The 26,795-nt window shown below is 30.6% G+C and carries 25 protein-coding genes and 1 other annotated feature; of the genes, 19 read left to right on the forward strand and 6 right to left on the reverse strand.

All coding sequences use genetic code 11. The features are described from left to right. Positions 1 to 111 precede the first annotated feature (111 nt). Both Ctaglu_RS19050 and Ctaglu_RS19055 read right to left on the reverse strand, forming a co-directional pair. Complete coding sequence (locus Ctaglu_RS19050; RefSeq protein WP_125004668.1) at positions 112 to 684, reverse strand: indolepyruvate oxidoreductase subunit beta; 573 nt, start codon at positions 682 to 684, stop codon at positions 112 to 114. Position 685: 1 nt separating this feature from the next. Continuing rightward, a complete protein-coding gene (locus tag Ctaglu_RS19055; protein ID WP_125004670.1) occupies positions 686 to 2,488 on the reverse strand; it encodes a thiamine pyrophosphate-dependent enzyme in 1,803 nt (600 codons plus the stop codon). Between the two features lie 383 nt (positions 2,489 to 2,871). On the opposite strand from Ctaglu_RS19055, the gene Ctaglu_RS25355 reads away from it, so the two are divergent. The 8 genes from Ctaglu_RS25355 (at position 2,872) to Ctaglu_RS19090 (ending at position 11,348) form a co-directional block, all read left to right on the forward strand. After that, positions 2,872 to 3,015: a hypothetical protein gene (locus Ctaglu_RS25355; RefSeq protein WP_185732818.1), complete on the forward strand. Its 144-nt coding sequence runs from the start codon at positions 2,872 to 2,874 to the stop codon at positions 3,013 to 3,015. A gap of 167 nt (positions 3,016 to 3,182) precedes the next feature. Further along, entirely contained in the window at positions 3,183 to 4,142 is a 960-nt protein-coding gene (locus Ctaglu_RS19060; RefSeq protein ID WP_125004672.1) for an ABC transporter permease, read from the forward strand. A 97-nt stretch (positions 4,143 to 4,239) separates the two neighbouring features. Next, positions 4,240 to 5,073 (forward strand): ABC transporter permease, encoded by an 834-nt coding sequence (locus Ctaglu_RS19065; RefSeq protein ID WP_224626690.1) that lies wholly within the window; start codon positions 4,240 to 4,242, stop codon positions 5,071 to 5,073. Between the two features lie 199 nt (positions 5,074 to 5,272). After that, positions 5,273 to 7,963 (forward strand): DEAD/DEAH box helicase, encoded by a 2,691-nt coding sequence (locus Ctaglu_RS19070; RefSeq protein WP_185732820.1) that lies wholly within the window; start codon positions 5,273 to 5,275, stop codon positions 7,961 to 7,963. A gap of 17 nt (positions 7,964 to 7,980) precedes the next feature. Then, positions 7,981 to 8,745 carry an SWIM zinc finger family protein gene (locus Ctaglu_RS19075; RefSeq protein WP_125004676.1) on the forward strand — a complete coding sequence of 255 codons (765 nt, stop codon included), beginning with the start codon at positions 7,981 to 7,983 and terminating at the stop codon, positions 8,743 to 8,745. Between the two features lie 30 nt (positions 8,746 to 8,775). Continuing rightward, positions 8,776 to 9,774, forward strand: a complete 999-nt coding sequence (locus Ctaglu_RS19080; protein WP_207669503.1) for a Gfo/Idh/MocA family protein — start codon at positions 8,776 to 8,778, stop codon at positions 9,772 to 9,774. Positions 9,775 to 10,061: 287 nt separating this feature from the next. After that, a complete protein-coding gene (locus Ctaglu_RS19085) occupies positions 10,062 to 10,466 on the forward strand; it encodes a hypothetical protein (protein WP_125004678.1) in 405 nt (134 codons plus the stop codon). A 108-nt stretch (positions 10,467 to 10,574) separates the two neighbouring features. After that, positions 10,575 to 11,348: a histidinol phosphate phosphatase gene (locus tag Ctaglu_RS19090; protein WP_125004680.1), complete on the forward strand. Its 774-nt coding sequence runs from the start codon at positions 10,575 to 10,577 to the stop codon at positions 11,346 to 11,348. Between the two features lie 191 nt (positions 11,349 to 11,539). On the opposite strand, the gene Ctaglu_RS19095 is transcribed toward Ctaglu_RS19090, so the two are convergent. Then, positions 11,540 to 11,755 (reverse strand): hypothetical protein, encoded by a 216-nt coding sequence (locus Ctaglu_RS19095; RefSeq protein ID WP_125004683.1) that lies wholly within the window; start codon positions 11,753 to 11,755, stop codon positions 11,540 to 11,542. A 184-nt stretch (positions 11,756 to 11,939) separates the two neighbouring features. Here Ctaglu_RS19095 and Ctaglu_RS19100 point away from each other — a divergent pair, with 184 nt between their 5' ends. Beyond that, complete coding sequence (locus tag Ctaglu_RS19100) at positions 11,940 to 12,848, forward strand: AEC family transporter (protein ID WP_125004685.1); 909 nt, start codon at positions 11,940 to 11,942, stop codon at positions 12,846 to 12,848. A gap of 98 nt (positions 12,849 to 12,946) precedes the next feature. On the opposite strand, the gene Ctaglu_RS19105 is transcribed toward Ctaglu_RS19100, so the two are convergent. The 3 genes from Ctaglu_RS19105 to hisS form a co-directional block, all read right to left on the reverse strand. After that, the gene (locus Ctaglu_RS19105) at positions 12,947 to 14,296 is read right to left on the reverse strand and encodes an aminotransferase class V-fold PLP-dependent enzyme (protein ID WP_125004687.1); all 1,350 of its coding nucleotides are present in this window, start codon (positions 14,294 to 14,296) and stop codon (positions 12,947 to 12,949) included. Between the two features lie 94 nt (positions 14,297 to 14,390). Beyond that, positions 14,391 to 15,575: a S41 family peptidase gene (locus Ctaglu_RS19110; RefSeq protein ID WP_125004689.1), complete on the reverse strand. Its 1,185-nt coding sequence runs from the start codon at positions 15,573 to 15,575 to the stop codon at positions 14,391 to 14,393. A gap of 100 nt (positions 15,576 to 15,675) precedes the next feature. After that, positions 15,676 to 16,992, reverse strand: coding sequence for a histidine--tRNA ligase (gene hisS, locus Ctaglu_RS19115; protein ID WP_125004691.1), 1,317 nt, complete (start codon positions 16,990 to 16,992; stop codon positions 15,676 to 15,678). A 365-nt stretch (positions 16,993 to 17,357) separates the two neighbouring features. On the opposite strand from hisS, the gene Ctaglu_RS19120 reads away from it, so the two are divergent. From Ctaglu_RS19120 to ruvX, 10 genes are all read left to right on the forward strand, one after another. Continuing rightward, the gene (locus Ctaglu_RS19120; protein ID WP_125004693.1) at positions 17,358 to 17,798 is read left to right on the forward strand and encodes an RrF2 family transcriptional regulator; all 441 of its coding nucleotides are present in this window, start codon (positions 17,358 to 17,360) and stop codon (positions 17,796 to 17,798) included. After that, the gene (nifS, locus tag Ctaglu_RS19125) at positions 17,791 to 18,975 is read left to right on the forward strand and encodes a cysteine desulfurase NifS (RefSeq protein ID WP_125004695.1); all 1,185 of its coding nucleotides are present in this window, start codon (positions 17,791 to 17,793) and stop codon (positions 18,973 to 18,975) included. Before Ctaglu_RS19120 ends, nifS begins: the two co-directional genes overlap by 8 nt. A gap of 1 nt (position 18,976) precedes the next feature. Then, complete coding sequence (gene nifU, locus Ctaglu_RS19130) at positions 18,977 to 19,405, forward strand: Fe-S cluster assembly scaffold protein NifU (protein ID WP_125004697.1); 429 nt, start codon at positions 18,977 to 18,979, stop codon at positions 19,403 to 19,405. Between the two features lie 10 nt (positions 19,406 to 19,415). Next, positions 19,416 to 20,492, forward strand: a complete 1,077-nt coding sequence (gene mnmA / locus Ctaglu_RS19135; protein WP_125004699.1) for a tRNA 2-thiouridine(34) synthase MnmA — start codon at positions 19,416 to 19,418, stop codon at positions 20,490 to 20,492. A gap of 174 nt (positions 20,493 to 20,666) precedes the next feature. After that, a complete protein-coding gene (nifU, locus tag Ctaglu_RS19140) occupies positions 20,667 to 21,062 on the forward strand; it encodes a Fe-S cluster assembly scaffold protein NifU (RefSeq protein WP_507762487.1) in 396 nt (131 codons plus the stop codon). A 203-nt stretch (positions 21,063 to 21,265) separates the two neighbouring features. Further along, a complete protein-coding gene (locus Ctaglu_RS19145) occupies positions 21,266 to 21,772 on the forward strand; it encodes a PRC-barrel domain-containing protein (protein ID WP_125004703.1) in 507 nt (168 codons plus the stop codon). Further along, a complete protein-coding gene (locus Ctaglu_RS19150; RefSeq protein WP_125004705.1) occupies positions 21,759 to 22,787 on the forward strand; it encodes an AI-2E family transporter in 1,029 nt (342 codons plus the stop codon). Before Ctaglu_RS19145 ends, Ctaglu_RS19150 begins: the two co-directional genes overlap by 14 nt. Positions 22,788 to 22,869: 82 nt before the next feature. Beyond that, positions 22,870 to 23,062: a binding site (T-box leader), on the forward strand. 89 nt (positions 23,063 to 23,151) lie between these two features. Beyond that, positions 23,152 to 25,797 (forward strand): alanine--tRNA ligase, encoded by a 2,646-nt coding sequence (alaS, locus tag Ctaglu_RS19155; protein WP_125004707.1) that lies wholly within the window; start codon positions 23,152 to 23,154, stop codon positions 25,795 to 25,797. Between the two features lie 169 nt (positions 25,798 to 25,966). Next, positions 25,967 to 26,224, forward strand: coding sequence for an IreB family regulatory phosphoprotein (locus tag Ctaglu_RS19160; protein WP_125004709.1), 258 nt, complete (start codon positions 25,967 to 25,969; stop codon positions 26,222 to 26,224). Between the two features lie 126 nt (positions 26,225 to 26,350). Then, a complete protein-coding gene (gene ruvX, locus Ctaglu_RS19165) occupies positions 26,351 to 26,770 on the forward strand; it encodes a Holliday junction resolvase RuvX (RefSeq protein ID WP_125004711.1) in 420 nt (139 codons plus the stop codon). The last annotated feature ends 25 nt before the right edge of the window (positions 26,771 to 26,795 follow it).

Raw genomic sequence — 26,795 nt, forward strand, 5'->3', positions numbered from 1 at the left:
AAAAAATATATTACAATGTGCATGGATTATTGCAGTTGTAAAAAGTGTTGAATGAATTATAATGAATATCAAAAAAAACAAGGAATTCTAATTTAGAATTCCTTGTTTTTTTTATGCTTGTCTGCCAGCTTTAAACGCAGAAAAATTTACTTGTACAGTTTTTGCTGGGACTTTATTTTCTATAACTTTTAACCAGGTTTCTTCTTTAAAAGGCAAATATTTAGACAGCTTGCCCAAAAGTACGATATTGGCTGTTTTAATATTTCCAAGGTCCTTAGCTAGTTCTTGTGCATTTAAAGAAATAACCTCATATCCTTTTTTTACTAATTTTTCTTCTATATTTTCTGGATATTCATCCTTCTCAATAAGCACTCTATTTGGGAAAATGATTTCTTCATTGAATATAATTTTTGCACCTTTTTTTAAAGCAGAGGATAATCTTAAACCTTCTAGTTCTTCCATTGCAAGGAGTAGATCGCCTTCTCCTTCAGGAATTAAAGCAGAATATACTTTTTCACCAAACCTTACGCTTCCCCAAACTTTTCCACCTCTTTGTGATAGTCCAATTACATCATTACTTTTTACCTCATAGCCTTCTAAGAAAGCAACTTCTACTACTATTTCGGTGGTAAGCACTAACCCTTGTCCACCAACACCAGCCATATAAATATTTGTAACTCCCATCTTATTTCACTCCCTTCTGCATGTTTTCACTACTACATTTTATTGCACCAACAGGGCAAACTTGAGAACAGACGGAACAACCTACACACATATCTGGATTTATATAAGAATTTTTCTTTTCCTTTCCAGGATACATTTTCATAGAAATCGGTGGGCAGTTGGAACGCAAACAACTTCTACAACTTATGCAAATATCTTCATCTACATAAAAATGAGGACTTTTAATTTTGAAATTCAGTGCACAAGGACGAGTTGTTATTACTACAGAAAGTCCTGATCTTTTCATTGCAGTATTAATGATTTCTTTTGTTTCCTTGTACTTAAATTGATCTGCTACTGTAATATCCACTATTCCAAAAGATTTTAAAATATCAGGTATGCTGACATGATATCCAGGTTCTTCTTTAAAATAATCTCCTGTAGTTGGTGTGTTTTGGCCACCAGTCATGGCAGTAGTCCTATTATCCATTATAATAACTGTTATATTTTCTGTAGTTTTTGCAAGTTGTATAAATCCTGTCATTCCAGAATGAAAAAATGTTCCATCTCCAATTGTAGCTACAATTGGTTTTTGTTTATTTATTTTTGAATGAACAGTGGCAACTCCAAGAGCCATTCCAAGGGAAGCTCCCATGCTTATATTAGTTTTATGTACTTCGAAAGGCTCCTGTATTCCTAGAGAATAACACCCTATATCCCCTATAACCGTTGCATTATTAGCTTTTAAAATATGGAAAATAGGTCTATGAGGGCATCCTGCGCATAGCATAGGTGTTCTTGTAATGATTTCTTCTTTTTGTGGGATTTCTAATTCTACACCGTTTATCAAAACTCCTGCTTTTTTTAAACCTATTTTTATATCTTTAATAGTAAGCTCTCCTGTAAAAGAAAAGTACTCCTTGCCTTTTGCTGCAATACCATTGATTTTAAGTTGATCTTCAATAAATGGTAACATTTCTTCGAGAACGATTACATTGGTATATTTTTCACTCAATTTTTTAATTTTTTCTATAGGAAGAGGCCAAATCATACCTAGTTTTAGTATATTTATGTTTTCCAATTGTAATTCCTTTAAAGATTCATATATAAGACCAGAAGTAATGATTAAAAAATCCTTGCTAGTGCCTTCTTCTAAATAATTATATTCATAATCTTCATTGAAGTTTTGAAGCTTTTCCATTCTTTCTTTCATAAAATATTGTTGCGCATTAGAGTAGGGGGGAAGCATGCTGTATCGTCCTTGTTCTGGTACAAATCCCTCAGGGGCAAATTCTTCTCGGTCACCTAATTCTACCGCTGATCTACAATGACATAATCTACTCATCATTCTTATAAGCACTGGTGTATGAAATTTTTCACTAAGTTTTAAGCCTTCTATTGTAAAATCTTTAGCTTCTTGAGGATTCCGAGGATCTAAGATAGGAATATTTGCAAATTTACCCCAAAATCTGCTATCTTGCTCATTTTGTGAACTTGAAAGGCCTGGATCATCACCTACAACCAGTAATAGACCACCCTTTGTTTTTGTTTGTGTAAAAGTCATAAAGGGATCACTTGCAATGTTTACTCCTACGTGTTTCATAGAAACCATAGATCTTGCACCTGCAATACTTCCGCCCATTGCAATCTCCATAGCTACCTTTTCGTTAGTTCCCCAGTCACTATAAATTTCTTCATATTGTTTTAGCGAATCTAAAATTTGTACAGTAGGTGAACCAGGATAACTAGAAGCAATCATTCCACCACCTTCCCAAAAACCTCTACTTATTGCTTCATTGCCGGTTAGAATTTTTTTATTACTCAAAATAACACCCCATTCATATTATTTTCCAAATGCAGTTCATAATAATAATTTTTATAAAATAATTATTATCTGAGAATAGTATATCATAATTTTCAATAAATTGAAATTATTTAAAGCTGAATAAATCAGCTATATTTATAAATGAAAAATACCTATAATTAGAAATTTATATTATCATGTAGTTTACTAAAAATATTCTATAAATGATATTATTGATTATTTGCAATTCAAATTACAAAACAATCCTACAATTTATATTTCCTATAGTTAAAGCATTGTTTATACAAAATTGAAATAATGTAAAAAATACCTTGAATTTGTTTAAATTTGTCTATGCAATTGGTTGTGGAACAAAAGGAAATTGCAATCCAAGGGGGAAAACAATGAAAAAATCAAAAATTTTATGTTTAGCATTAGTTGCTACAATGAGTTTAGGACTTATTGCTATTATATATAATAGAAAAATAGTTGGAGTAAACAACTTGCAAAGTTTTTCCAAAGAGCTTGACCCTATGAAATTTAATTAGTAAATTTCAATAGGGTCATAGTTCTTATTACAAGCAATTATAAAGATTAAAGAACATTATCATAGGATTAATTGGTAAGGGTTAAATATTGAGAAGCTAGATATATAAGCTCAAAATAATGAGCTTGCATATTTCTTTTCAGTTAAATAGAGATAGGAGAAGTTTAAATGAAAAGGTATGTATTTAAGAGAGTTCTTCAAGCAATCCCAATGCTTTTAGCGATTTCAATTGTTTCATTTTTGATTATGAATTTAGCACCAGGAGACCCATCAAATGCGTTTGTAACACCTAGAATGAATAAAATTCAGGTGGCAGAAACAAGAGAAAGATTAGGATTTAATAAACCTATAACAGTTAGATATGGGAAGTGGATTAAAACTGTTATAAAAGGAGATTTTGGGTATTCATTTATAAGCCATCAACCAGTCTCGGAGGAGATAGGAGCTAGAGTGCCAGTTACGTTGGGGCTAATGGGTATTACCATGCTTATATCAATTATAATTTCTATTCCTTTAGGTATGATTTGTGCCTTTAAGAGAAACAAGTCATTTGATAACGTTGTTACAGCTGTATGCTATGTTGGAATATCAATCCCAGGATTTTGGTTTGCAATGATGCTTATAGTTCTTTTTTCTGTAAAACTTTCAATATTGCCATCTATAGGTATGAGAGCTATAGGGATAGAAACAAATATAGATTTAATTAAGCACAGCATTATGCCGTGTATGGTACTTAGTTTTTCTAACATAGCTGTATTAACTAGATATGTTAGGTCCAGTGCTATAAGTCAGTTAAAAGAAGATTATGTAATAACGGCTATAAGTAAAGGCGCATCTCGAAACAGGATATTATTTTCACATGTTTTAAAAAACTCAATGATACCTTTTGTAACAATATTAGGAATGAGTTTACCAGAGCTTATTTCAGGTTCTTTTATCACAGAGAGTATTTTTGGGTGGCCAGGCATGGGAAGATTTGGAGTAACTTCAGTATTTAATAGGGATTATCCTGCTATAATGGCAATTACTATGATTACTTCAATATTACTTATTTTAGGGAATCTAATATCAGATATACTATATGCAACTCTTGACCCTAGAATAAAGGTGGTGGATAAACATGAGTAATAGCAAAGAGATGAATAGCGAGGAAAAGTGGAGAAAAATAAATATCCTTGAAAATACAGATATCGTTGAAAATGAAAATAATATTAAAAATAGGGCCATGATTAACCTAAAGCTTCAATTTAAAAAGAATAAGTTTGCGCTAGTTTCATTAGTAATTCTAATTATAATTATAGTGAGCTCCTTGTTAGCTTTTTTATCACCTTATGACCCTAATAAGATTAATTTATCAGAAAAATTTTTATCACCTAATTTGAATCATTTTTTTGGAACAGATGAGTTGGGAAGAGATTATTTTACTAGGGTGCTTTATGGTGGAAGGGTATCTTTAACAGTAGGGTTTGCTTCCATGTTTGTATCAGTTATCATTGGTACGCTAGTAGGGGTTATTAGCGGATATGTAGGTGGAATAGTTGATAGCATAAATATGAGGATAATAGATGTTTTTATGTGCATACCAACCTTTTTTTTAATTCTTATAGCTAATGCTTACTTAGGTTCAAGTATTATAAATATAATAGTTATCATTGGTATATTTGGTTGGATGGGTACCGCGAGAATTGTCCGTTCAGAGACATTATCCTTTAAAGAGCGGGAATATGTTATGGCATCAAAGTCTCTAGGCGCTAGCAATAAACACATAATAAAAAAACATATAATTCCTAACTTAATTTCCTCTATTATTGTTATATCTAGTATAAGCATAGCAGGTGCAATACTTTCAGAATCAGCCTTAAGCTTCTTAGGGTTAGGCGTTCAAGAACCTATGGCATCCTGGGGAAGTATGCTACAAAAGGCGCAGGAAAATATACTTGATATTCCATATTTATCTCTATTTCCAGGTATAATAATATTATTAACTGTACTAAGCTTTAATATATTAGGAGATGTATTAAGGGTGGCATTAGATCCTAAGGTTAATGATGAAGGATAGGCAAAGTCGTGGTTTATACTCTGTTTATTTTATAATATATTAGAAATATGAAAAAGGTAACAAGTGCAATATATTAGTATATTTACTTGTTATCTTTTTTTATATGCCTTAGAATAGAGTTAATATATAATTGATTATGCATATAGAACCATGGTTATAATTAAAAATAACAATAGATTTTCCAGGAAGGATAAGCTAAATGACAATAAATAATAAAGAGAAATCAATAGATAATGAGCACAAAGAATTAATTGTAATATTTAAACAAGATGGTATTTTTGAACTTGACTTTCAAGTAACAAAAGAAAAATTAAATGAAGAGCAAATTGCAATTCAACAAGAAATAAATAATCATTTTGCACAAAATGAAAATCAAGGTATGCTTTTTCTTGGATTTTTAGAAAACACAGAAGTTTTAACAGATTCTGTTACATATTTAAGACTTATTATAGCTACATTTATAAAAAAAATATCCATGAATTTAGACATTGAACTTTTACGTGAAAAAACCATAGTATACATAGAAAAAGATGAAATTAAAGACTTACTAGATAACGCACCTTATTTGACTGGCTTGGAATACTTGAATTATGAGTGGATTGAAAAACTATGGCAGAAGTTAAATATCTCTTTTAGTGAAATGATAGGGGAGTATGAAGGAAGCGTTTCCGAGTTTTTTTCTTCTTTCAGCACTAATATTAACTTAGTTGGGCGTGTATTTTTCCACTTAGTTGAGAGTAAAAAGGACAATTATCCTTTTGCATTTTTAGCAACTTACTCAGTAAATGATGCAAAAAGTGGTACATCAAAGCATCTTCCATTAAAAAATGCACTTATTGAATATGGAGAAAACAACAAAAAACTTTTAAATTTGCTTTCAACAGTAAACAAGGCATCAGAAAAAAGTGAGCTAATTTCAGAACTTGTTGATACAGGTGAAATATTTCATCCCTTAGGTTTAAGTGCGGCGGAAGCTTTTACATTTTTAAAAGAAATACCTCTTTATGAAGAATCAGGGATATTATGTCGTATTCCAAAATGGTGGAAGAATAAATCAGAATCCTTAAGGATGTCTGTAAGTGTAGGAAATTCTACACCCTCAAGAGTAAACCTTGAAGCATTAGTGGATTTTGATGCAAAACTATTTCTAGGAGAAGAAACAATTACCGCTGATGAAATAAAAAAGCTCCTGTCAGAAGCAGAGGGATTAGCTTTTATAAAGGGAAAATGGGTAGAAGTTAATCATGAAAAGCTAAAACAAATGCTAAAGGCTTTTGAAAAGGCACAGAAGCTTATGGAAAGTAAAGACATAAATATGGTTGAAGCAATGCGGTTTCAGTTAAATGCTCAAAAAGTATTAAATGTTTCTAAAGATACCTTTGATCTTGAAGTTACAAATGGACAGTGGCTCAATTCAGTTGTTGATAAGTTATGTAATCCAGAAAAAATAGAAGAAATTAATTGTGGAGATGACTTTAATGCTAACTTACGTGTTTATCAAGAGCGTGGTATAAGCTGGCTTCATTTTATGAAAGCACTTGGGCTTGGAGCATGTCTTGCAGATGATATGGGACTTGGGAAAACGGTGCAAGTTATTGCGCTTTTAAATTATATTAGGACAAATAAACAAGAAAAAACATTGTTAATTATTCCAGCATCACTTATTGGTAACTGGATGAGTGAAATTCAAAAATTTGCACCTTCGCTAAGGTATTATGTTATACATCCTTCTGAAAATAAAAAATTAGGGGAAGATGATAGTAAGTATATGGAGAATTATGACCTTTTTATAACTACATATGCTATGATTTCAAAGTTTGAATGGATAAAAAACATAACTTGGGATTCAGTGATTTTAGATGAGGCTCAAGCTATAAAAAATCCAGGAAGCATACAAACTAAAACAGTAAAACAATTAAAAGCTAGATATAGAATAGCAATGACGGGTACACCAATAGAAAATAGGCTTTCAGATTTGTGGTCATTATTTGACTTTTTAAATAAGGGGCTTTTAGGAAGTGCAAAGGAATTTTCGGGTTTTATAAAGAAACTTAAGGAAAGTCAGATGGACTATTCAAAACTTAAAAAGGTTGTGAGTCCATTTATCCTTAGAAGATTAAAAACAGACAAAGCAGTCATTAATGATTTGCCAGAAAAAATAGAAATGAAAACATATGCAACTCTTACTAAAAAACAAGTTATGCTTTACAATAAGTTGGTAATTGACTTAAAACAAAAACTTGAATCTAAAGAAGAGGGGATAGAGCGTAAGGGAATAGTAATTTCATCACTTATGAAATTCAAACAAATATGTAATCATCCCTCTCAGTATTTAGGTCAAGATTCTTACCTGGAAAATGAAAGTGGTAAATATGCAAGACTTCGTGAAATATGTGAAACTATTTACGAAAAAAGAGAAAGAGTTATTATATTTACACAATTTAAAGAAATAACAAAACCACTTAGTGATTTTCTAGAAACTGTATTTGAACATAAAGGGCTTATATTGCATGGAGGAACAGCAATTAAAAAAAGAAAAGAACTTGTAGATAAATTCCAAGGTGAGGAGTACGTACCTTTTATGGTACTTTCAATAAAAGCTGGGGGTGTAGGATTAAACCTTACAGCAGCTAATCACGTTATTCATTTTGATAGATGGTGGAATCCAGCCGTTGAAAATCAAGCAACAGATAGAGCATTTAGAATAGGGCAAAAGAAAAATGTTATAGTTCATAAATTTATAACTAAAGGCACTATTGAAGAAAAAATTGATATGATGATTGAAGATAAAATTAAACTTTCTCGCGAAATTGTTCCGGATATTCAAGAAAGTTTTATTACTGAGATGACCAATAATGAAATTATGGACTTATTTAAATTACAAATATAATTTTTGGAGGGTAATATATGTCTTATTACGGAGGCTTTCCTGCCTATGTACCAGTAGCCGAGAGAAAAGAGCGCGCAGAAGAAAGTGTCAAAAAATTAAAAAAGAAAAACCCAGATATTTCTCCGGTAGTTATAACAGGTAAAACTATAGCAAAAACTTGGTGGGGGAAATCATGGAACAAGAACTTGGAAAGTTATGCAGATTATGCTAATCGCATAGCTCGCGGACGTAGTTATGTGAAAAATGGAGCAGTATTAGATCTTAAAATAACAAAGGGAAATATAAATGCTCTGGTGCAAGGAAGTGGCTCAAAACCATATAAGCTGGATATTAATATAAAAGCACTACCAAAAAATATTTGGGAAGACATTATAAATCAATGCTTAGGAAAAATAGAATCTATTGAGGAACTAATTCAAGGGAAATTTCCCAAAGCACTGGCTGATTTGTTTACATCAAAAGGTAATGGACTATTTCCAGCGCCAAGTGAAATAGATTTAAAGTGTAACTGCCCTGACTGGGCAAATATGTGCAAGCATGTAGCAGCAGTTTTATATGGTGTTGGCGCAAAACTTGATGATGAACCAGAACTGTTTTTTATTTTAAGACAGGTAAATATAAATGACCTTATTTCAGAAGCTATCAACAAAAAAACACAGAACTTGCTTGAAAAATCTAAAGCTAAAGGTCGTAGGGTTATCGAAGAAACAGATATATTTGATATGTTTGGAATTGATATGGAAGTTCAAGGTGAAGATGATACTAAAGATAAAATCAAATAAAATTTTGTTATGTACAAGGAGATGGACTTAATGAATAAGGAAGTTATAAGATTTGGAGTTATAGGAACAAATAATATTACAGATTGGTTCCTAAATGGTGCGGCTCAGGTAAAAGATTTTATTTTAACAGCAGTATATTCAAGAAGTGAAGAAAAAGGAAAAGCCTTTGCAGAAAAATATAATGTAGAACATATTTTTACTGATTTATTTGAAATGGCAAAAAGTGATTTAATTGATGCGGTGTATATTGCATCGCCAAATGCAATTCATGCAGAGCAAGCTATAGTATTTTTAAACCATAAAAAACATGTATTATGTGAAAAAGCTTTAGCATCAAATGCATCACAAGTAATTAGCATGATTAATGCTGCAAAAATCAACCATGTTATTTTAATGGAGGCAATGAAAACAACACAGCTACCTAATTTTAAAATCATTAAAGATAATCTACATAGAATAGGTAAGGTAAGAAAATATTTTGGGAGCTATTGTCAATACTCTTCTAGATATGATAAATATAGAGAAGGAATAGTATTAAATGCATTTAACCAAAACCTATCTAATGGTGGGTTAATGGACATTGGTGTTTATTGTATTCATCCCATGATAAATTTATTTGGTAAACCAAAGGAAATAAAAGCAAATGCTTTAATTTTGGAGTCTGGTGTTGATGGTGAAGGAAGTATAATATTTAAGTATGATGAAATGGATGCTATAGCTATGTATTCAAAAATAACAAATTCAAAATTGCATTCGGAGATTCAAGGAGAAGATGGGAATATAATAATTGAAAATATTAATAAATTTGAAAAGGTAAAAATAGTTTTTAGGGATGGAAAAGAAGAAGAGTTAACACAATTTCATAATGAACATGATATGTGCTATGAAATAGAGACCTTTATAACTATGATTAAAAATGGTGACATAAAGGGTAGCTCTAAATTATTACAAACTTCTAAGTGGGTAATGGAGACGATGGATGAAGCAAGAAAACAAATAGGTTTGGTTTTTCCAGCAGACTTGCAGTAAAATAATATAATATTCAAATAAACAATTTATGAATTATTTACAAGTAAGGAGTGGCGGAACTGTAGGCATGGACATTCAAGAAACATTTTGGAGTTATGTGGCAATTAAGCTATGATAATGGAGGGATTTAATCCATCCTGTAATATGTCATAATCACCATAAAATATTAATGAAGATATACTTTTTAACTAGTTCAACCAAATTTTTATATTATTTGAAGCTACCATATGCGTGGCAACTAATATTATTTATTAACATGGGTAGAATATATAAGAAGAGGTGATCTTATGAAAATCAAGGTAGTGTGGATTTTATTTTTAAGCATGTGCATCATTGTGTGCCCTAGTACCACGGGAGCTATATCTATGGTAAAGGCCGTGAATATGCCAGAGCAACAATTTATAATAGCCCAGGGCAACTTAAAAATTATAAATGCTGTATCTGCTGTTAATCATGGAGGAACTGGTGTTATAACAATACAAGGAAGACCCAATACACAATATAATATAAAGACTTCATATAAAGTAGGAAATAAAACAGTTAGGGTTATTCAATGGCGCAGTACAGATAAAACAGGGGTAGCTACCTTTAATTGGATTGTTGGCAATGATACTGCTCCTGGAACATATTCTGCCACAATCTCTGGGGGCGGAGATATACTTAATATAAACCACACAGTGCTTCAATATTAATTTATAAAAATCACATTTGTTTGCAAAAATATTTGCAAACAAATGTGGTTTTTGTTATTTAAGTGGAGTGTGTTACAATTAAAATTGAATAAAAAAGGAGGATGACTTATGATTGATTCACATATACACACAGAGTTTTCTTCAGACTCTGAAATGAAACTTCAAAATGCTCTGGACCATGCGAGAAAGATTGGTTTAGGAATGACGATTACAGAGCATCTAGATTTAAAGTTTCCAACAGGAACAGATTTTACTTTTGATATAGATAAATATTTTAATGATTATGAAAAATACAAGGGTAGTAATTTTATGCTTGGAATTGAAATTGGAATGCAAGAGATTTGTTTAGAGGAAAATAGAAAAATAATAAACAAATATCCTTTTGACTATATAATAGGATCTATACATGCAGCTAATGGAGCAGATATTTTCAATCCGAAAACTTATGTAGGTAAAACTAAAAAAGAAGTATTTGAACAATATTTTTCAAGTATGGTAGATTGCGTAAACCAGTATGATTTTATTGATAGTTTAGGACATATCGACTATATATCTAGATATGCTACTTATCAAGATAATGAAATACACTACCATGAATTTAAGGAATATATAGATGAAGTGCTAAAAGCTATAGTACATAATGAAAAAGTAATGGAAATTAATACTAGAAGACTGGGCAGTGTGGAAGCATATAATAATTTAATCCATGTATATAGTGCCTACAAACAAATAGGTGGAAAATATGTAACTATAGGTTCCGATGCACATAATGCAGAGGATATTGGTAACAATTTTATATTAGCTAATAGGATATGCGAGATATGTAATTTGAAACCTGTTTATTTTAAGAATAGAAAAATAGAGTATATGCCCTTGTTATAAAATGTATTTTAGGCACCTTCAAATAATTATACAAGCATTTAACTCTAATTTATTTGAAGGTGCCTTATTTAATTAAATTTTCAAGATTCCAATCTTTGGTAAGCTATTGATCAATTTGGAATCTCCATGGCAGGGCATAAACTGCTCCATTTATTGCAACATAGGCTAGATTACCATTATATTTAGCTAACTTAGTCCTCTTGCCTAATACCTTTATTTTCTAAGGTCTGATTAATTGAAAAATTAAAATCATCTTCTAGTAAATCACTTATTTCATAGAGCTTTTTATTAAGTGAATTTTTATAAAAAATTTCATCATCAAAGGTATTAGTATACATCATATTGTATTTGCAATATTCGGCCTGTTTATAAACTTCATACATATATTGGTCCATATTAATATACATTTTTGATTCCCCCTTTTCATTAACAATAACTTCAATTAATTAATTCTTTATAAAGTATATGATTGTGGGGTACGGTTAATAATCACTTGATCTATTACTTTTAATTAATTTTAAATAGTTGTTAACCCACCTAAATTAATGTTAATATAAGTTACTAGAATGTTTTGAATTAAGGAGAATAAAAATGGGAAATAGCCAGTTAGTTAATCAAGTTATGGTATTATTCATTGTTATGATGGTAGGCTTTTATGCCAAGAAAAAAAAATTTTTTAATATTATCGTTGATAAAGGTCTATCAGAATTGCTATTAAATATAACCTTGCCTTTTATGATAGTTACATCATTTAATATTAAATATGAAGCGACCATGGTCAATAATGCTCAAAAAATTTTAATTTATTCTTTTTTAATACACATAGGTTTAATATTTATTAGTAAGATACTCTTTTTTAAGTTTCCGAGTAACAAGCAACAGGTATTTAGGTTTGTAACAATTTTTTGCAATGTTGGGTTTATGGGTTATCCAGTGCTTGAAAGTATTTATGGAGGAGTAGGTGTTTTCTATGCAGCAATATTCAATATTCCTTTCAATCTTTTAGTGTGGACAGTAGGTGTAATGCTCTACACAGGAGAAAAAGATTTTAAATCCATGAGAAAAGCAATAGCAAACCCAGCGATTATAGCAGTATTTATTGGCATAATTTTATTCGTATTTTCAATAAGATTACCTCTACCTATTGAAAATTCGTTAAAATTAGTGGGATCTACTACAACACCAATATCTATGATAATTGTTGGTTCAATGCTGGCGGAAATGAAATTTAAGGATATTTTTTCTGACATTTCTATTTACTATGCTACAGTGGTAAGACTTTTAATAGTTCCAATGCTTATTTATGTAGTTTTAAAATTCTTAAAAGTAGATGAATTATTACTAAATATATGTGTTATACTGCAAGCAATGCCTGCAGCAGTAATAACTGCAATAATTGCTGAAAAACATGGTGGGGATAGTTTACTTGCCTCACAGTGCGTATTTATAACTACAATGGTTTCTGTAATAACTATACCTATAGTAATATTATTTTTATAAATAATTCAATTAATTTTACTATCCATTTAAGTGGTAAGTTAAAAATAGTACACAGAGTTTACCTGTGTACTATTTTTATTTTCAAATAGTTATAGGAATTATTTATCAAAAAGAGTTTTTTTCATATTTTGATATTTCAAAATATAATAATCTCTTTTTGATGAAATTTTATTAAGGGCATAAGATAATATATCAATTTCTGAGTAGCTATTATATAGTCCAAAGCTTATTCTAACCATTCCGGGACGATCTAAGTCAGGATTTGCTATGAGATTACTTGAAAATTCACTGGAAATATTTAGAAGTGAAGCCATGTAGGGCTGAGCACAAAAACATCCACTTCTTACTGAAATACCCCATTCATAGGAAAGAATTTTTGCAACTGTGGCATGGTGAATTCCATCAATATTAAAGGGAATTATACTAACTCTGTCAATTTTTTTAGAAGTGTCACAATATATTTTAAGATTTGGAATGTTTTTCATTTGAGAAATGGCATAAGCAGTCAATTTTTTTTCAATATGCTCTACATTAGCCATACCAATCTTGCTCAAAGTTTTAATAGCAGATGCCAGAGCTATGGTGCCTATAACATTTGGAGATCCAGCCTCATGCCTCTGCGGCGATTCAGCCCATTTTATAAAATCATGAGTTACAATATCTACGGTTCCACCACCTACCAAATCAGGGTCACAGTTATCTAAAATATCTTTTGGTCCAATTAATACTCCGATGCCAAAGGGAGCATACATTTTATGGGCAGAGAAGATTAAAAAATCTATATTATATTCTGAGTTCTCATTATTCATAATAAAAGGAGCATGGGGTATTAATTGTGCACCATCCACAAGTAATTTTGAGCCAAATCTATGAACTAATTTGGCTATATTGTAGATAGGATTTTTATATCCTGTTACATTTGAAGCACCTGTAATTGTAACTAGCTTTATATAATTATTATATTTATTTAACTTAGCTTCTAAATCCTCTAAAGATAGCCTTCCAGATGCATCTATAGATATATAGTCTACAATAAATTTATCTCTCCAAGGTAGGTCATTAGAGTGATGCTCCATGTCTGTTGTCAAAATGACATTTTTATTAGAAGACTCATATAATAAATTTGAAAGAGTGTTAAAAGCTTCAGTGGAATTTTTAACATAAATAACTGTATTATTACAATCAGCTTTAACAAATTTGCTGACAATATCTCTAGACTCCTCATATAATCTAGTAGTAAGTTGAGACTTAAATCCTTCACCACGATGAATGGAGGAATACCAAGGAGTAAATCTCACAACATCTTCCATAACAGACTTAAAAGGGGGTGTAGTTGCTGCATTATCAAAATTAATTGCAGTAACACTTTTCCCAGATATAAGAGGTACCTTTTTGTTTATGCCAAGGATTAAATCTCTGTAGCTTGTACTATCATCTCTATAGGACATAATACTCCTCCTCGTAAAATTATTCACAGTATATAGTATTAGTTCTAGGAGGAAAAGGTGATAAAAAAAGTCATAAATATGGAGAGCAAATACTTTATGAGTCTTTCTTGTTAATGTATTCAAAACACGGATCCTCATTATTAATATAATTTTGTATGGTGAAATCTATATTAACATCCGGTAAAAGTGATAGTAGGGTATCATCTTCAATAATTTTGTAGTATTCAGTAGAATAACAAACCGTAAGTCCAGAATTTTTTAAAATAAATCGTTGCACTTCACCATAGCAGTTTGGTTTTCCACCAGTGGGTTCACCTAAGAATATTGCTGAGGTGTTTTCTTTTAAGAAAAAGGAATTTAACAGGGCCGACGAAAAAGTCTCTCGTCCTATTATTATAAAAAGATTACCAGTTTTATTGATTTTATCACAATTTATTATATACTCAATAAATGGATTTAATAATGAAGAATTACCACCAAAGTTATTTCGCAAATCAATTATGAGTTTTTCTACGATATGTGCTTCAATAAAACTTATGAGTTCACTGCAAAAGGTAACCACATCTTTAGGGGGCATATCCTTGCAAGCATCGTATTTAAAGTACACAATACTAGAAGCATCTATGTATTCGAACCAGTAATTTTTGTGACTATTTCTTCTATAAAGAGGTAAATTGGTGCTATACATTAAATCATTATTAATTAAATTGTACAATTCTTTCCATTCGCCAAGGGGCATAGATTCTATTTCTAAAGTTCTTTCTTTCTTGTTTTCATCTTCAAATGTTAATTCTAAGATGTCAATATCATTAACAAGTCCCAAATCGTATAGTAATTCAATAGCAGGTAAGTATTTAGGTAGTTGTGATTTAAGATAGGTTTCATTTTCATAGGAAATGATTGAGCTTAAAATATTAATAACCTCTTCTATATCGATGTTGTTTATTTTTATTATTTTGCGATACAGTATTTCCTTGTACTGCTGTGGGGCTACTATTACATAGATTCCATCAGCAAACCAATACAATTCTAAGGGAAGCAAGAGATTAACGTTTAAAGGTACATAGGTGTGAGCATCTCCCATGGAGGCAACAATTTTAGCAATTTCCAGCTTTATTTCATAGTTACTTAGGGATTCAATATCCGTTTTTAAACTTTCTATTTCCTTAAAAAAATCTTCTTTATTTTTTTGGAAAAATAAATTTTTATGTTTTAGAGAAAGTTCACGACATAAGAAATTGATATCCTCTAACCATCTTGTATTTCTATTTGAATCCATAGGTTAATCTCCTTTGTTTAGGTTTTTACCTATTATTATTATTATGCCACAAAAGATAATGTATTTGTGAGGCAATAATATTTTTTTGTTAGACCTTTATTTATGCATTAACTATTTCATAAGAAGCATTAAAATCAACAGTTATTTGATCACCAGTAAACATATTTTTTATAGTGGCCGTTTTATTTTCTACTTCTTTTTCACCAATTAAAATTACAAAAGGAATACCTAATTTATCTGCATAGCCAAGTTTCTTTACTAGTTTAGCCTCTTCAAGATATATTTCTGTAATTATGCCCTTATCCCTTAAAAAATTTGCAAGAGAAATTCCATAATCAATATTATTATCAAGAGGTATTACTAGAACTTTTGTTATAGATTTATTAACTTCTTTTTTAAAGAAGCCTGCTTCATTTAATTGATAAAATAATCTAGTAAGGCCGATTGATATGCCTACTCCCGGTAGTTTTTGTTTTGTATAGTACGCTGCTAAATTGTCATAGCGTCCACCTGAACACACAGAACCAATAGACGGGTATTCATTTAAAAATGTTTCATAAACTGTTCCTGTGTAATAATCAAGACCTCTGGTTATTTTTAAATCTATTTTAAAATTATCATCTGGAACACCAAACAATTTTACATATTTAGTAACAGCTGAAAGCTCGCATACACCATCTTTGAAGTTTGCATTAGAAATATTTAAATTGTTTAATAATAATAAAATATCCTGATTGCTTCCACTTATATTAATAAATTCAAAGATTTTTTCTACGATTTCGAAACTTAAGCCACAACATAATAGCTCCTGGGTGGCATTTGATGTCCCAATTTTATCAATCTTATCAATAACTCTTAAAACCTCTGAATTATCTTGAATTTGCAGTGCTTCAAAAAATCCATTTAATAGCTTTCTATTGTTTATTTTTATAGTGAAATCCTGGAATCCTAGGTTATTGAATACTGAATAAATAATACTAGGTATTTCAGCATCATTCAAAATATTTAAATTGCCATTACCAACAATATCAATGTCACATTGGTAAAATTCACGAAAGCGTCCTTTTGGGTTTCTCTCTCCTCTATATACTTTGCCAATTTGGTATCTTCTAAAAGGGAAAGTCAAAGAACTATAATTTTGAGCCACATACCTGGCTAGGGGCACAGTTAAATCAAATCTAAGAGATAAATCAGTACTACCCTTTAAAAATCTATAAATTTGCTTTTCAGTTTCTCCTCCTCCTTTTGCCAGTAGAATTTCAGATTTCTCTATTATTGGTGTATCTATGGCCATAAATCCAAAGCTTTCATAAGTCTTCCTTATTGTATCTGCTAATTTGTTGAACTGAATTTGATCCCCTGGCAGTAACTCCATAAAGCCAGGCAAAATAGATGGTTTTACCATGTCGATTTTCATTTTTAATACCTCCTTAAAAAATATAAAAAACCCTAGGTAAGTGATGTAAATACGTGGAAGATATCCCTCAGAATCATTTTTTAAATTATACTATACATATTTAATTCCTTCAACAATTACTAAAAACTTCTTTATGCGTCAATCTTTTTTTAAAATATAAAAGGGGATATATATATAATTATAATCCATAATTTTGAGCATTATGGATGTACAGATGGATTATTAATGAATAATTCAATAATTTAGCTTATTAATGTAAATAATATTGAAAAATACGCATATTTATAGTTGACAACTTTACTAGGGTTTGATATTATAATTTATATAAAGTATAGTAAAACACTCTACTTTGAAGGAGTGATTATATGAAATTATCTACTAAGGGAAGATATGGTGTTAAAGCCATGGTAGATTTAGCTATAAATTATGGAGAACAACCTATATCTATAAAAAGTATATCTGAAAGACAAAGTATTTCTGAATATTATTTAGAACAATTATTTTCTTCTCTTAGGAAGGCTAAACTTATTAAAAGTGTAAGAGGAGCTCAAGGCGGTTATATACTAAATAGAGCACCAGAGGAAATAACTATATATGATGTTATTAATGTGCTTGAAGGACCAATTGAAATCTCAGATTGTCTTGAAGAAGGCTCTTGCAATAAAATTGATTGTTGTGCTACCAGATTATTATGGAAAAAAATTAAAAACAGTATAGATAGTGTAACATCCTCAATAACCTTAAAAGATATTGTTGATGATTATAATGAAATAACATTAAATAAAGGAGTGAAAGATAATGAATAAATCAATTTACATGGACCATGCTGCAACAACTTATACTAAACCAGAAGTTTTAGAAGAGATGATTCCTTATTTCACAACATACTTTGGAAATCCATCATCAATTTATACTCTAGCAAGAGAAACTAAAAAAGCCATTGATGTTGCAAGAGATAAGATTGCAAAAGCTATAAATGCCAATGAAAATGAAATTTTCTTTACAGGTGGAGGTTCAGAAGCAGATAATTGGGCAATAAAAGGAATAGCTTCTGCGTATAAGCAAAAGGGAAATCATATAATAACAACAACAATTGAACATCATGCCGTATTACATACTTGTGAATATTTAGCTAAAAATGGATATGAAATTACATATTTACCAGTAGACGAATATGGTCTTATAAATATTAAAGATTTAGAAAATGCTATTACCGATAAAACTATATTAGTATCAATAATGTTTGCCAATAATGAAATTGGAACAATAGAGCCAATAAAAGAAATAGGAGCATTATGCAGAAGTAAGAAAATACTTTTTCATACAGATGCAGTTCAAGCTGTAGGTCACATTCCAGTAGATGTAAAAGAAATGAATATAGATTTATTATCAATAGCTGCTCATAAATTTTATGGTCCTAAGGGCGTTGGAGCATTATATGTAAAAAAAGGTATTAAAATAGATAATTTAATACATGGTGGTGGACAAGAAAGAAATAGAAGAGCTGGTACTGAAAATGTGGCTGGCATAGTGGGTTTTGGTAAAGCTATTGAACTAGCAACTAAAAACATGGAAGAAAACAATAAAAAGCTAGTTTATTTAAGAGATAAACTTATGAATGGATTATTAGAAATACCACATACAAGATTAAATGGACCAAGAGGAGAAAATAGACTTCCTGGTAATTCAAATATATGCTTTAGGTTTATAGAAGGCGAATCTATACTACTTATGTTAGACGCGAATGGTATAGCAGGTTCTAGCGGAAGTGCATGTACATCTGGATCTTTAGATCCATCTCACGTTTTACTAGCAATAGGACTAGAGCATGAAATAGCTCATGGATCTCTAAGATTATCTTTAGGTGATGAAACTACTGAAGAAGAAGTAGACTTTGTATTAAAAACAGTTCCAGGGATTATTCAAAGATTAAGAGATATGTCACCATTATACGATGACTACTTAAAGAAAGGGGAAAAATAATATGATATACAGCGAAAAAGTTATGGACCATTTTACAAACCCAAGAAATGTAGGGGAAATTATAAATGCTGATGGAATTGGTGAAGTTGGTAACGCTAAATGTGGAGACATTATGAAGGTGTATTTAAAAGTAGAAAATAATATAGTGATAGATGCAAAGTTTAAAACTTTTGGTTGTGGATCTGCTATAGCATCTTCAAGTATGGCGACAGAACTTATTAAAGGTAAATCTGTAGATGATGCATGGACTTTAACAAATCAAGCTGTGGCTGAAGCCTTAGATGGACTTCCACCAATAAAAATGCATTGCTCGGTCCTTGCTGAAGAAGCTATACACAAAGCAATTAATGATTATAGAAGCAAAGCAGGGCTTGAAGTATGGGATTACACAGAACACGATGATATACATGCCGAGGTGCACGGAGAATAGGGGATATTAGATGAAAAAAAAAGTAGTTATTGGAATGAGTGGAGGAGTAGATAGCTCTGTAGCTGCATATCTTTTGAAAGAGCAAGGCTATGAAGTTATAGGAATTATGATGAAGCTCTCTGAGAATAATCCTGATTATGAAGAAAATGAAGGTGGATGTTGTTCTATTTCTGCTGCAAATGACGCAAGGCGCGTTGCAGATGTACTGGATATTCCCTTTTACGTTATGAATTTTAAGGATGCTTTTAAAACAAATGTTATTGATAACTTTATTGATGAATATATGGAAGGTAGAACGCCTAACCCATGTATTGTGTGTAATAAAGATATTAAATTCAAAGAGTTTTTAAGGAAAGCAGAAGCCCTTGGAGCTGATTATATAGCTACAGGTCACTATGCTAAAATTGAAAAACAAGAAGATAGATATGTGCTTAAAAAAGCAGATGATAATAAAAAAGACCAAACTTATGCTTTGTATAGTTTAACTCAATATCAATTAAGTCATACTTTAATGCCTTGTGGAGACTATTCAAAGCCAGAAATACGCAATATTGCAGAGAAAATTGGACTAGAAGTTTTTAGAAAAAAAGATAGTCAAGAAATTTGTTTTATACCTGACAACGACCATGGAGCTTATATTAAAAAGTATAGTGGTAGGGAAATAAAATCAGGTAGCTTTGTTGATAAAAAGGGAAAAGTTTTAGGAACACATAAAGGAATAGTCTACTATACTATAGGTCAGCGAAAAGGACTAGGTATAGCACTAGGAAGACCTGTTTTTGTTACTGATATTAACCCATTAACTAACCAAGTTGTTTTAGGTGGCGAAGAGGATATTTTTAAAACTGAGCTTATCGCAAAAGAGTTAAATTTCATTCTATTTGATAAACTTAAGGCTAATTTGAGAGTTACAGCTAAGATTAGATATTCTGCACAGCCACAACTTGCTACTTTGATTCCATTAGAAAACAATAGGGTAAAAGTTGTTTTTGATGATAAGCAAAGAGCTATAACCAAAGGACAATCAGTAGTTTTTTATTCGGAAAACCTAGTAGTGGGTGGAGGTATAATAGAAGAAGTTTTATAAATACATAGCACATTCAAATAAACAACAAGTAAATATACTAGCTACTGACTTGTTATTTATTTAAATGTGCTTTATATATAAAGCTACTTTGGTGGATAATTTAAGCAGAGGGGTATCTAGTTAAAAGACTAGGTATCCCTCTGTATTTATAAGGAGAAAAGGAGAATAATTATGATGTATAGTGATAAAGTTATGGAGCATTTTTATAGTCCAAGAAATGTTGGAATATTAGGTGATGCTAACGGCATTGGAGAGGCGGGAGACCCTAATTGCGGAGATATAATGAAAATTTATATAAAAGTTGAAGATAATATAATAAAGAGCGTTAAGTTTAAAGCTTTTGGTTGTGGGTCTGCCATAGCCTCTTCTAGCATAGCTACAGAACTTGTAAAGGGCAAAACCACAGAGGAGGCATGGAAACTTACCAACAAATCAGTTATTGAAGCGCTGGAAGGATTACCGTCTTCAAAAGTGCATTGCTCAGTGCTAGCAGAACAAACTATACATAATGCAATAAATAATTATAGAGGGTTACAAAATCTTGAGCTTTGGAAAGATGATTTAAAATAAATATCTTTAATAAGACTAAAATTTTTTCTTAGAGGATGCTATAACGAAAAGTATATATCGCTAGGAATGCGTTCACTTTTGTTAGCATCCTCTAAGAAAAAATAGTTTATTTTCAACAATTATATTTATTTATGTAATAATTCCTAGACTAATTGGAAAACATAACTATAAAATAATTAAGTTGTTTTCATGTAGGAGATATTATGTTTAAAAGCAAAGATTTTATATTTATGGATGTTGTCACTGTAGAAGGTAAAAAAATAGGATTTATCAAAGATCTTTTAATCGATTTTAATAGAGGAAGAGTAATTGGATTTGAAGTATCTCCTTATAAATTTTTTCATAAAAATGTAAGTGTATTAAAAGAAGACATTATATATTTTAATAAACATATGGTAGTGAAAAAAATTGAGAAAAATAAATATCTACCTTTGCATAGCTTTGTTAATATGGATGTTATAGACAAATGTAGAAATGTATTTGGTATGGTTGAAGATATTACTTTTACATATGATACCTTTGAAATTAAAGGGATTATAGTGTCTTCTGGATTTATTACAAATTTGCTTAGAGGGAAGAGAATAATTTTAATAAATGAATTAATACTGGGAGAAGAAAATCTTTTATATCTTCCCAATTGCCATAATCCTTTTTTAAAGAGTATGCCACATAACTTCTTCGTGGAGGGCAAAGCTCATGAAGAAAATTAGTAAAAAGAAATTAATTATTACAATTATAAGTATTGTTTTTTTTATGGTAGTTGTCCTTATAGCAATAAGGATACCTATTATTAAACAATTACTAAATTTAGCGTTCATTTCATTTATTGTAGCATATATACTAAAACCACTATATATGCTTTTGATTGGAAAAGGTGTAAATAAAAAAGCAGCCTCTTCACTGATAATAGTGGGACTAATAGGCTTGATATTATTAACATTTGTGGTGCTAATTCCGTCAATATTTAGGGAAGGGTTAAACATTAGTAAGGCAATTTATGATTTAGAAAATTATTTAACCCATGTAAATATGAAATTTAAAATATTAACCACGAACAAGTTCATGAGTAGTATTATGAATACTATATACCACAAATTAAATGCTCAAATACTTGTAATATTCGATAATATATTTGACTCTATTATGGGACTTGGTGAGAATATAATCACTTATATGGTTTCGCCTCTAATAATTTATTATTTTTTATGCGATAGTGAGAATATGATAAATAAGACATTGATAGTATTTCCTCCTGAGAGCAGAAACATAATAAAAAAAATAATAGATGATATTGATAAAGTATTGGGACGATATATTATAAGTCAACTTATTTTATGTGGAATTATAAGCATTGCTACTTTTTTTATTTTAATGTTTATGAAAGTTGATTTTCCACTTATACTTTCTTTGATAAATGGAATTTTCAATATAATACCCTATTTTGGGCCTATATTTGGTGTAATACCTGCAATTCTAATAGGGCTACTTGCTTCACCTAAAATAGCTTTATATACAGCCTTGTGGCTATTTGCACTTCAGCAAATTGAAGGAAATATATTGTCTCCAAAAATAATTGGAGAAAGCATAAGTATGCATCCCTTAACAGTAATATTACTATTAATCTTAGGTGGGAAAGTTGGCGGTATTTTAGGTATGATACTTGCTGTACCACTAGGGGTTGTGATTAAAGTTATATACGAGGACTTAAACTATTATTTATTTTAAGAATTATAAATATATTTTTTATATATTCTATGTATTGATGTGTTAAGGCAAAATATGCTATAATAATACAAGTATAATTTAATACTTGGTAATGATAAGAACCAGTAAATATATTTTTGCATTTAGAGAGGAAGTGGATGGTGAAAACTTCTTGCTAGATATATTGAAGCTATCTTTGAACCGTTTTTCTTGAGAGATATTGCAGCGTAATTAATTTTTATTAATTATATAGCGATATAATTAGGGTGGTAACGCGGAAAACTTTCGTCCCTTGGTTTAGGGGAGTAAAGTTTTTTTTTATTATAAAAAATTATAAGCTTTTAAATTCTACAACAAAATATGATTAATAAACGGAGGAGATATTATGGAAAAATTAGGATTAAATGAAATTAGAGAATCCTTTCTAAAATTTTTTGAAGGTAAAGAGCATCTTAGACTGGAGAGTTTTCCTCTAGTACCTAAGAATGATGCTAGTCTATTACTTGTAAATGCAGGTATGCAACCACTTAAACCATATTTTACAGGAATACAAACACCACCTAGCACCAGAATAACTAATTGTCAAAAATGTATTAGAACAGGAGATATTGAGAATGTAGGAAAGACCTCTAGACATGGTACTTTCTTTGAGATGCTTGGAAATTTTTCTTTTGGAGATTATTTCAAGAAAGAGATTATACCATGGGCTTGGGAATATATAACAGTGGTTTTAAATATACCAAAAGAAAGTTTATATGTAACTATATATTTAGAAGATGATGAGGCTTTTGATATATGGAGTAAAAATACAGACGTTGATCCGACCCGTATTTTTAGATTAGGAAAAGAAGAAAATTTCTGGGAAATAGGTCAGGGACCTTGTGGACCAAGTTCGGAAATACACTTTGATAGAAATGTAGAACTCGGTCAAATAAAAACTGCAGAAGAGTTTGTTAAAGCAGGAAATGAAGATAGAGTAATAGAATTTTGGAATTTAGTATTCACTCAATTTGACAAAGATGAGCAGGGAAACTACAACAAATTAAAGAATCCCAATATAGATACAGGTATGGGGCTTGAGAGAATAGCTACTATAATGCAAGGAACCAACAGTATCTTTGAAGTAGATACTATAAAAAATATTTTAGACGAAGTTTCAAGGGTATCAAAAGTAAAGTATGGAGAAACTCGCACCGAGGATATATCACTCCGAATTATAACAGACCATGTTAGAAGTACAATTTTCATGATAAGCGATGGGGTACTTCCATCTAATGAGGGCAGAGGATATGTTCTTAGGAGACTAATTAGGCGGGCAGCAAGACATGGTAAATTACTTGGAATTAAAAATGCTTTTTTAAATAAACTTTGTAACATTGTTATTGAAAATTCCTTTAAAGCATATCCTGAATTAAAAGAAAAAGCAGGTTATATTAAAAAGGTTATAAAACTTGAAGAGGAAAGATTTTCAGAAACGTTAGATTCTGGTATGGATATTTTGAAAACTTATATCGAAGAGCTTAAAAGCAATAACAATAAAATTTTAAGTGGAGATAAAGCTTTTAAATTATACGACACCTTTGGTTTTCCATATGAGCTTACAGAGGAAATACTAGAAGACGCAGGCATAGGAATTGATTTAGAAGGTTTTAATAGTGAAATGCAAAGTCAAAGACAAAGAGCAAGATCTGCTAGAGGACATTCAAATTATATGGGTAATGGAGAAAATGAACTAAATTTAATTCCTAAAAATATAGAAACTAAATTTAATGGATATGATAAAACGGAGTTACAATCGGTAGTTAAAGTTTTAATTAGTGGTGAAGAGGTTGCGTCTGAGCTAGCAAAGGGTTCAAAAGGTATTATTGTAACAGAAGTTACTCCTTTCTATGCTGAAATGGGAGGACAAATTTTTGACAAAGGAATAATCTTTAATGATAATTTCAAGGCTGAGGTTTATGATTGTCAAAAGAATGCTTCTGGTAAAATTGTGCACTTTGCTTTGATGCTAGAAGGAACATTAAAAACAGATGAATTCGTAACCCTGAGGGTTGAGAAGAAAAGACGAACTGAAATTGGTAGGAATCATACTGCAACTCATATGCTTCAAGAAGCATTAAAAAGAGTTTTAGGTGATCATGTTCATCAATCAGGCTCTTATGTAGATGAGGAAAGGTTAAGATTCGATTTTACCCATTTTTCTGCACTAACGCAAGAAGAAATTATTAAAGTTGAAGAGCTTGTAAATAACAATATTATGCAATCATATAAGGTAGAAACTAATATTATGACTATTGATAAAGCTAAGGAAAGTGGAGCTATAGCATTATTTGATGAAAAATATCAAGAGGATGTTAGAGTTGTGTCTGTGGGAGGATATAGTAAGGAACTTTGTGGTGGTACTCATGTAAGAAACTCAGGAGAAATTGGAATGTTTAAAATTTTATCTGAAGCTGGAGTAGCTGCTGGAGTTAGAAGAATTGAAGCCATAACTGGTAGTAACTCTATAAAATATTTAGAAGAAAAAAATAATTTAATAAAAGAAATTGCTAGTACATTAAAATGCTCAGAAAAAGACATAACAAATAAATTACAAATTCAATTGGCAGAATTAAAAGATAAAGAAAAGGAAATACTATCCTTAAAAGGAAAGTTAGCTGCCTCTTCAATAGATGAAATTTTAGATGATGTTAAAGAAGTTAAGGGTGTTAAAGTTATTTGTGGAGTTGTAAAGGGCATAGATGGTGATGCGCTAAGAGATTTAGCTGATAAACTTCGCGATAAACTTGGTGATGGCATAGTGGTGCTCGGAAGTGCCGCAAATGATAAAGTTGAATTTGTTGCAATGGCATCTAAGTCTGCTATAGATAGTGGAGTCCACTGTGGAAAAATAATTAAAGAAGTTGCCAAAATTGCTGGTGGCGGTGGCGGTGGAAGACCGGATATGGCTCAAGCAGGTGGAAAGCTTCCTGAAAAATTAGAGCAGGCAATAGCTAATGTACCTTCTATAATTGAAACATTTGTAAAATAGTATACTTTTTGCAACAGATGTTTTATAATATAATTATTAATAAGTAAATTAATTATCGTTAGTATGTAATTATGGAACTTATTGTAACTAATAAACTGTAATATATTAGAAAGTTGTGTGGCGATATATTTACAATGTTTAGCTTATAATAAGGAAAGGGGTGAATACAATGGATACTAATCAAAATACAGTCCAATTTGATTTTGTAAAAGATAAAAAAGATTTAACAAAAACTATTTTGACTGACGTGTATAATTCACTTATAAAAAAGGGGTATAACCCTGTAAATCAAATGGTAGGTTATTTGATTTCAGGAGATCCCACATATATAACGAATTACAATGGAGCAAGAGCGTTAGTAAGAAAGCTAGAGAGGGATGAAATCTTAGAAGAAGTTTTGAAATCTTATCTAGACATTAAAAAATAAAATGCCCATAGGGGCATTTTGTTTTTTAAATTAACGACATTTCAGCATCGAAGATGATGACAAGTAGCATTGAAGATGATGACAAGTGTCATAGATTAATTAAGCTATTATTAAAGGAGTATGTGAATGAGAGTATTAGGTTTAGATATTGGAGATAGAACAATAGGAGTAGCTGTATGTGATCCACTAGGATTAACAGCACAAGGAATCACAACAATTAAAAGGAAAAGTATAGTTTTAGATATTGAAGAACTCGCTAAAATATGCAAAGACTATGATGTAGAAACCATTGTTTCAGGGCTTCCTAAAAACATGAATGGAACTATAGGACCACAAGGAGAAAAGGTTCAACGTTTTTGTGATGCGCTCAAAGAAACCTTGGGTTTAGAAATAAAAATGTGGGATGAAAGATTGACTACAGTAGCTGCTAATAGAGTAATGCTGGAAGGTGATTTGTCTAGATCAAAACGAAAAAAAATTGTAGATAAAATTGCAGCTACATTCATTTTGCAAGGATATTTAGATAGCTTAGGTACACGTCTATAGTCTATTTCATTTACAAAATATGTAA

This window comes from Clostridium tagluense, assembly GCF_003865095.1.
Taxonomy (GTDB): domain Bacteria; phylum Bacillota; class Clostridia; order Clostridiales; family Clostridiaceae; genus Clostridium_AD; species Clostridium_AD tagluense.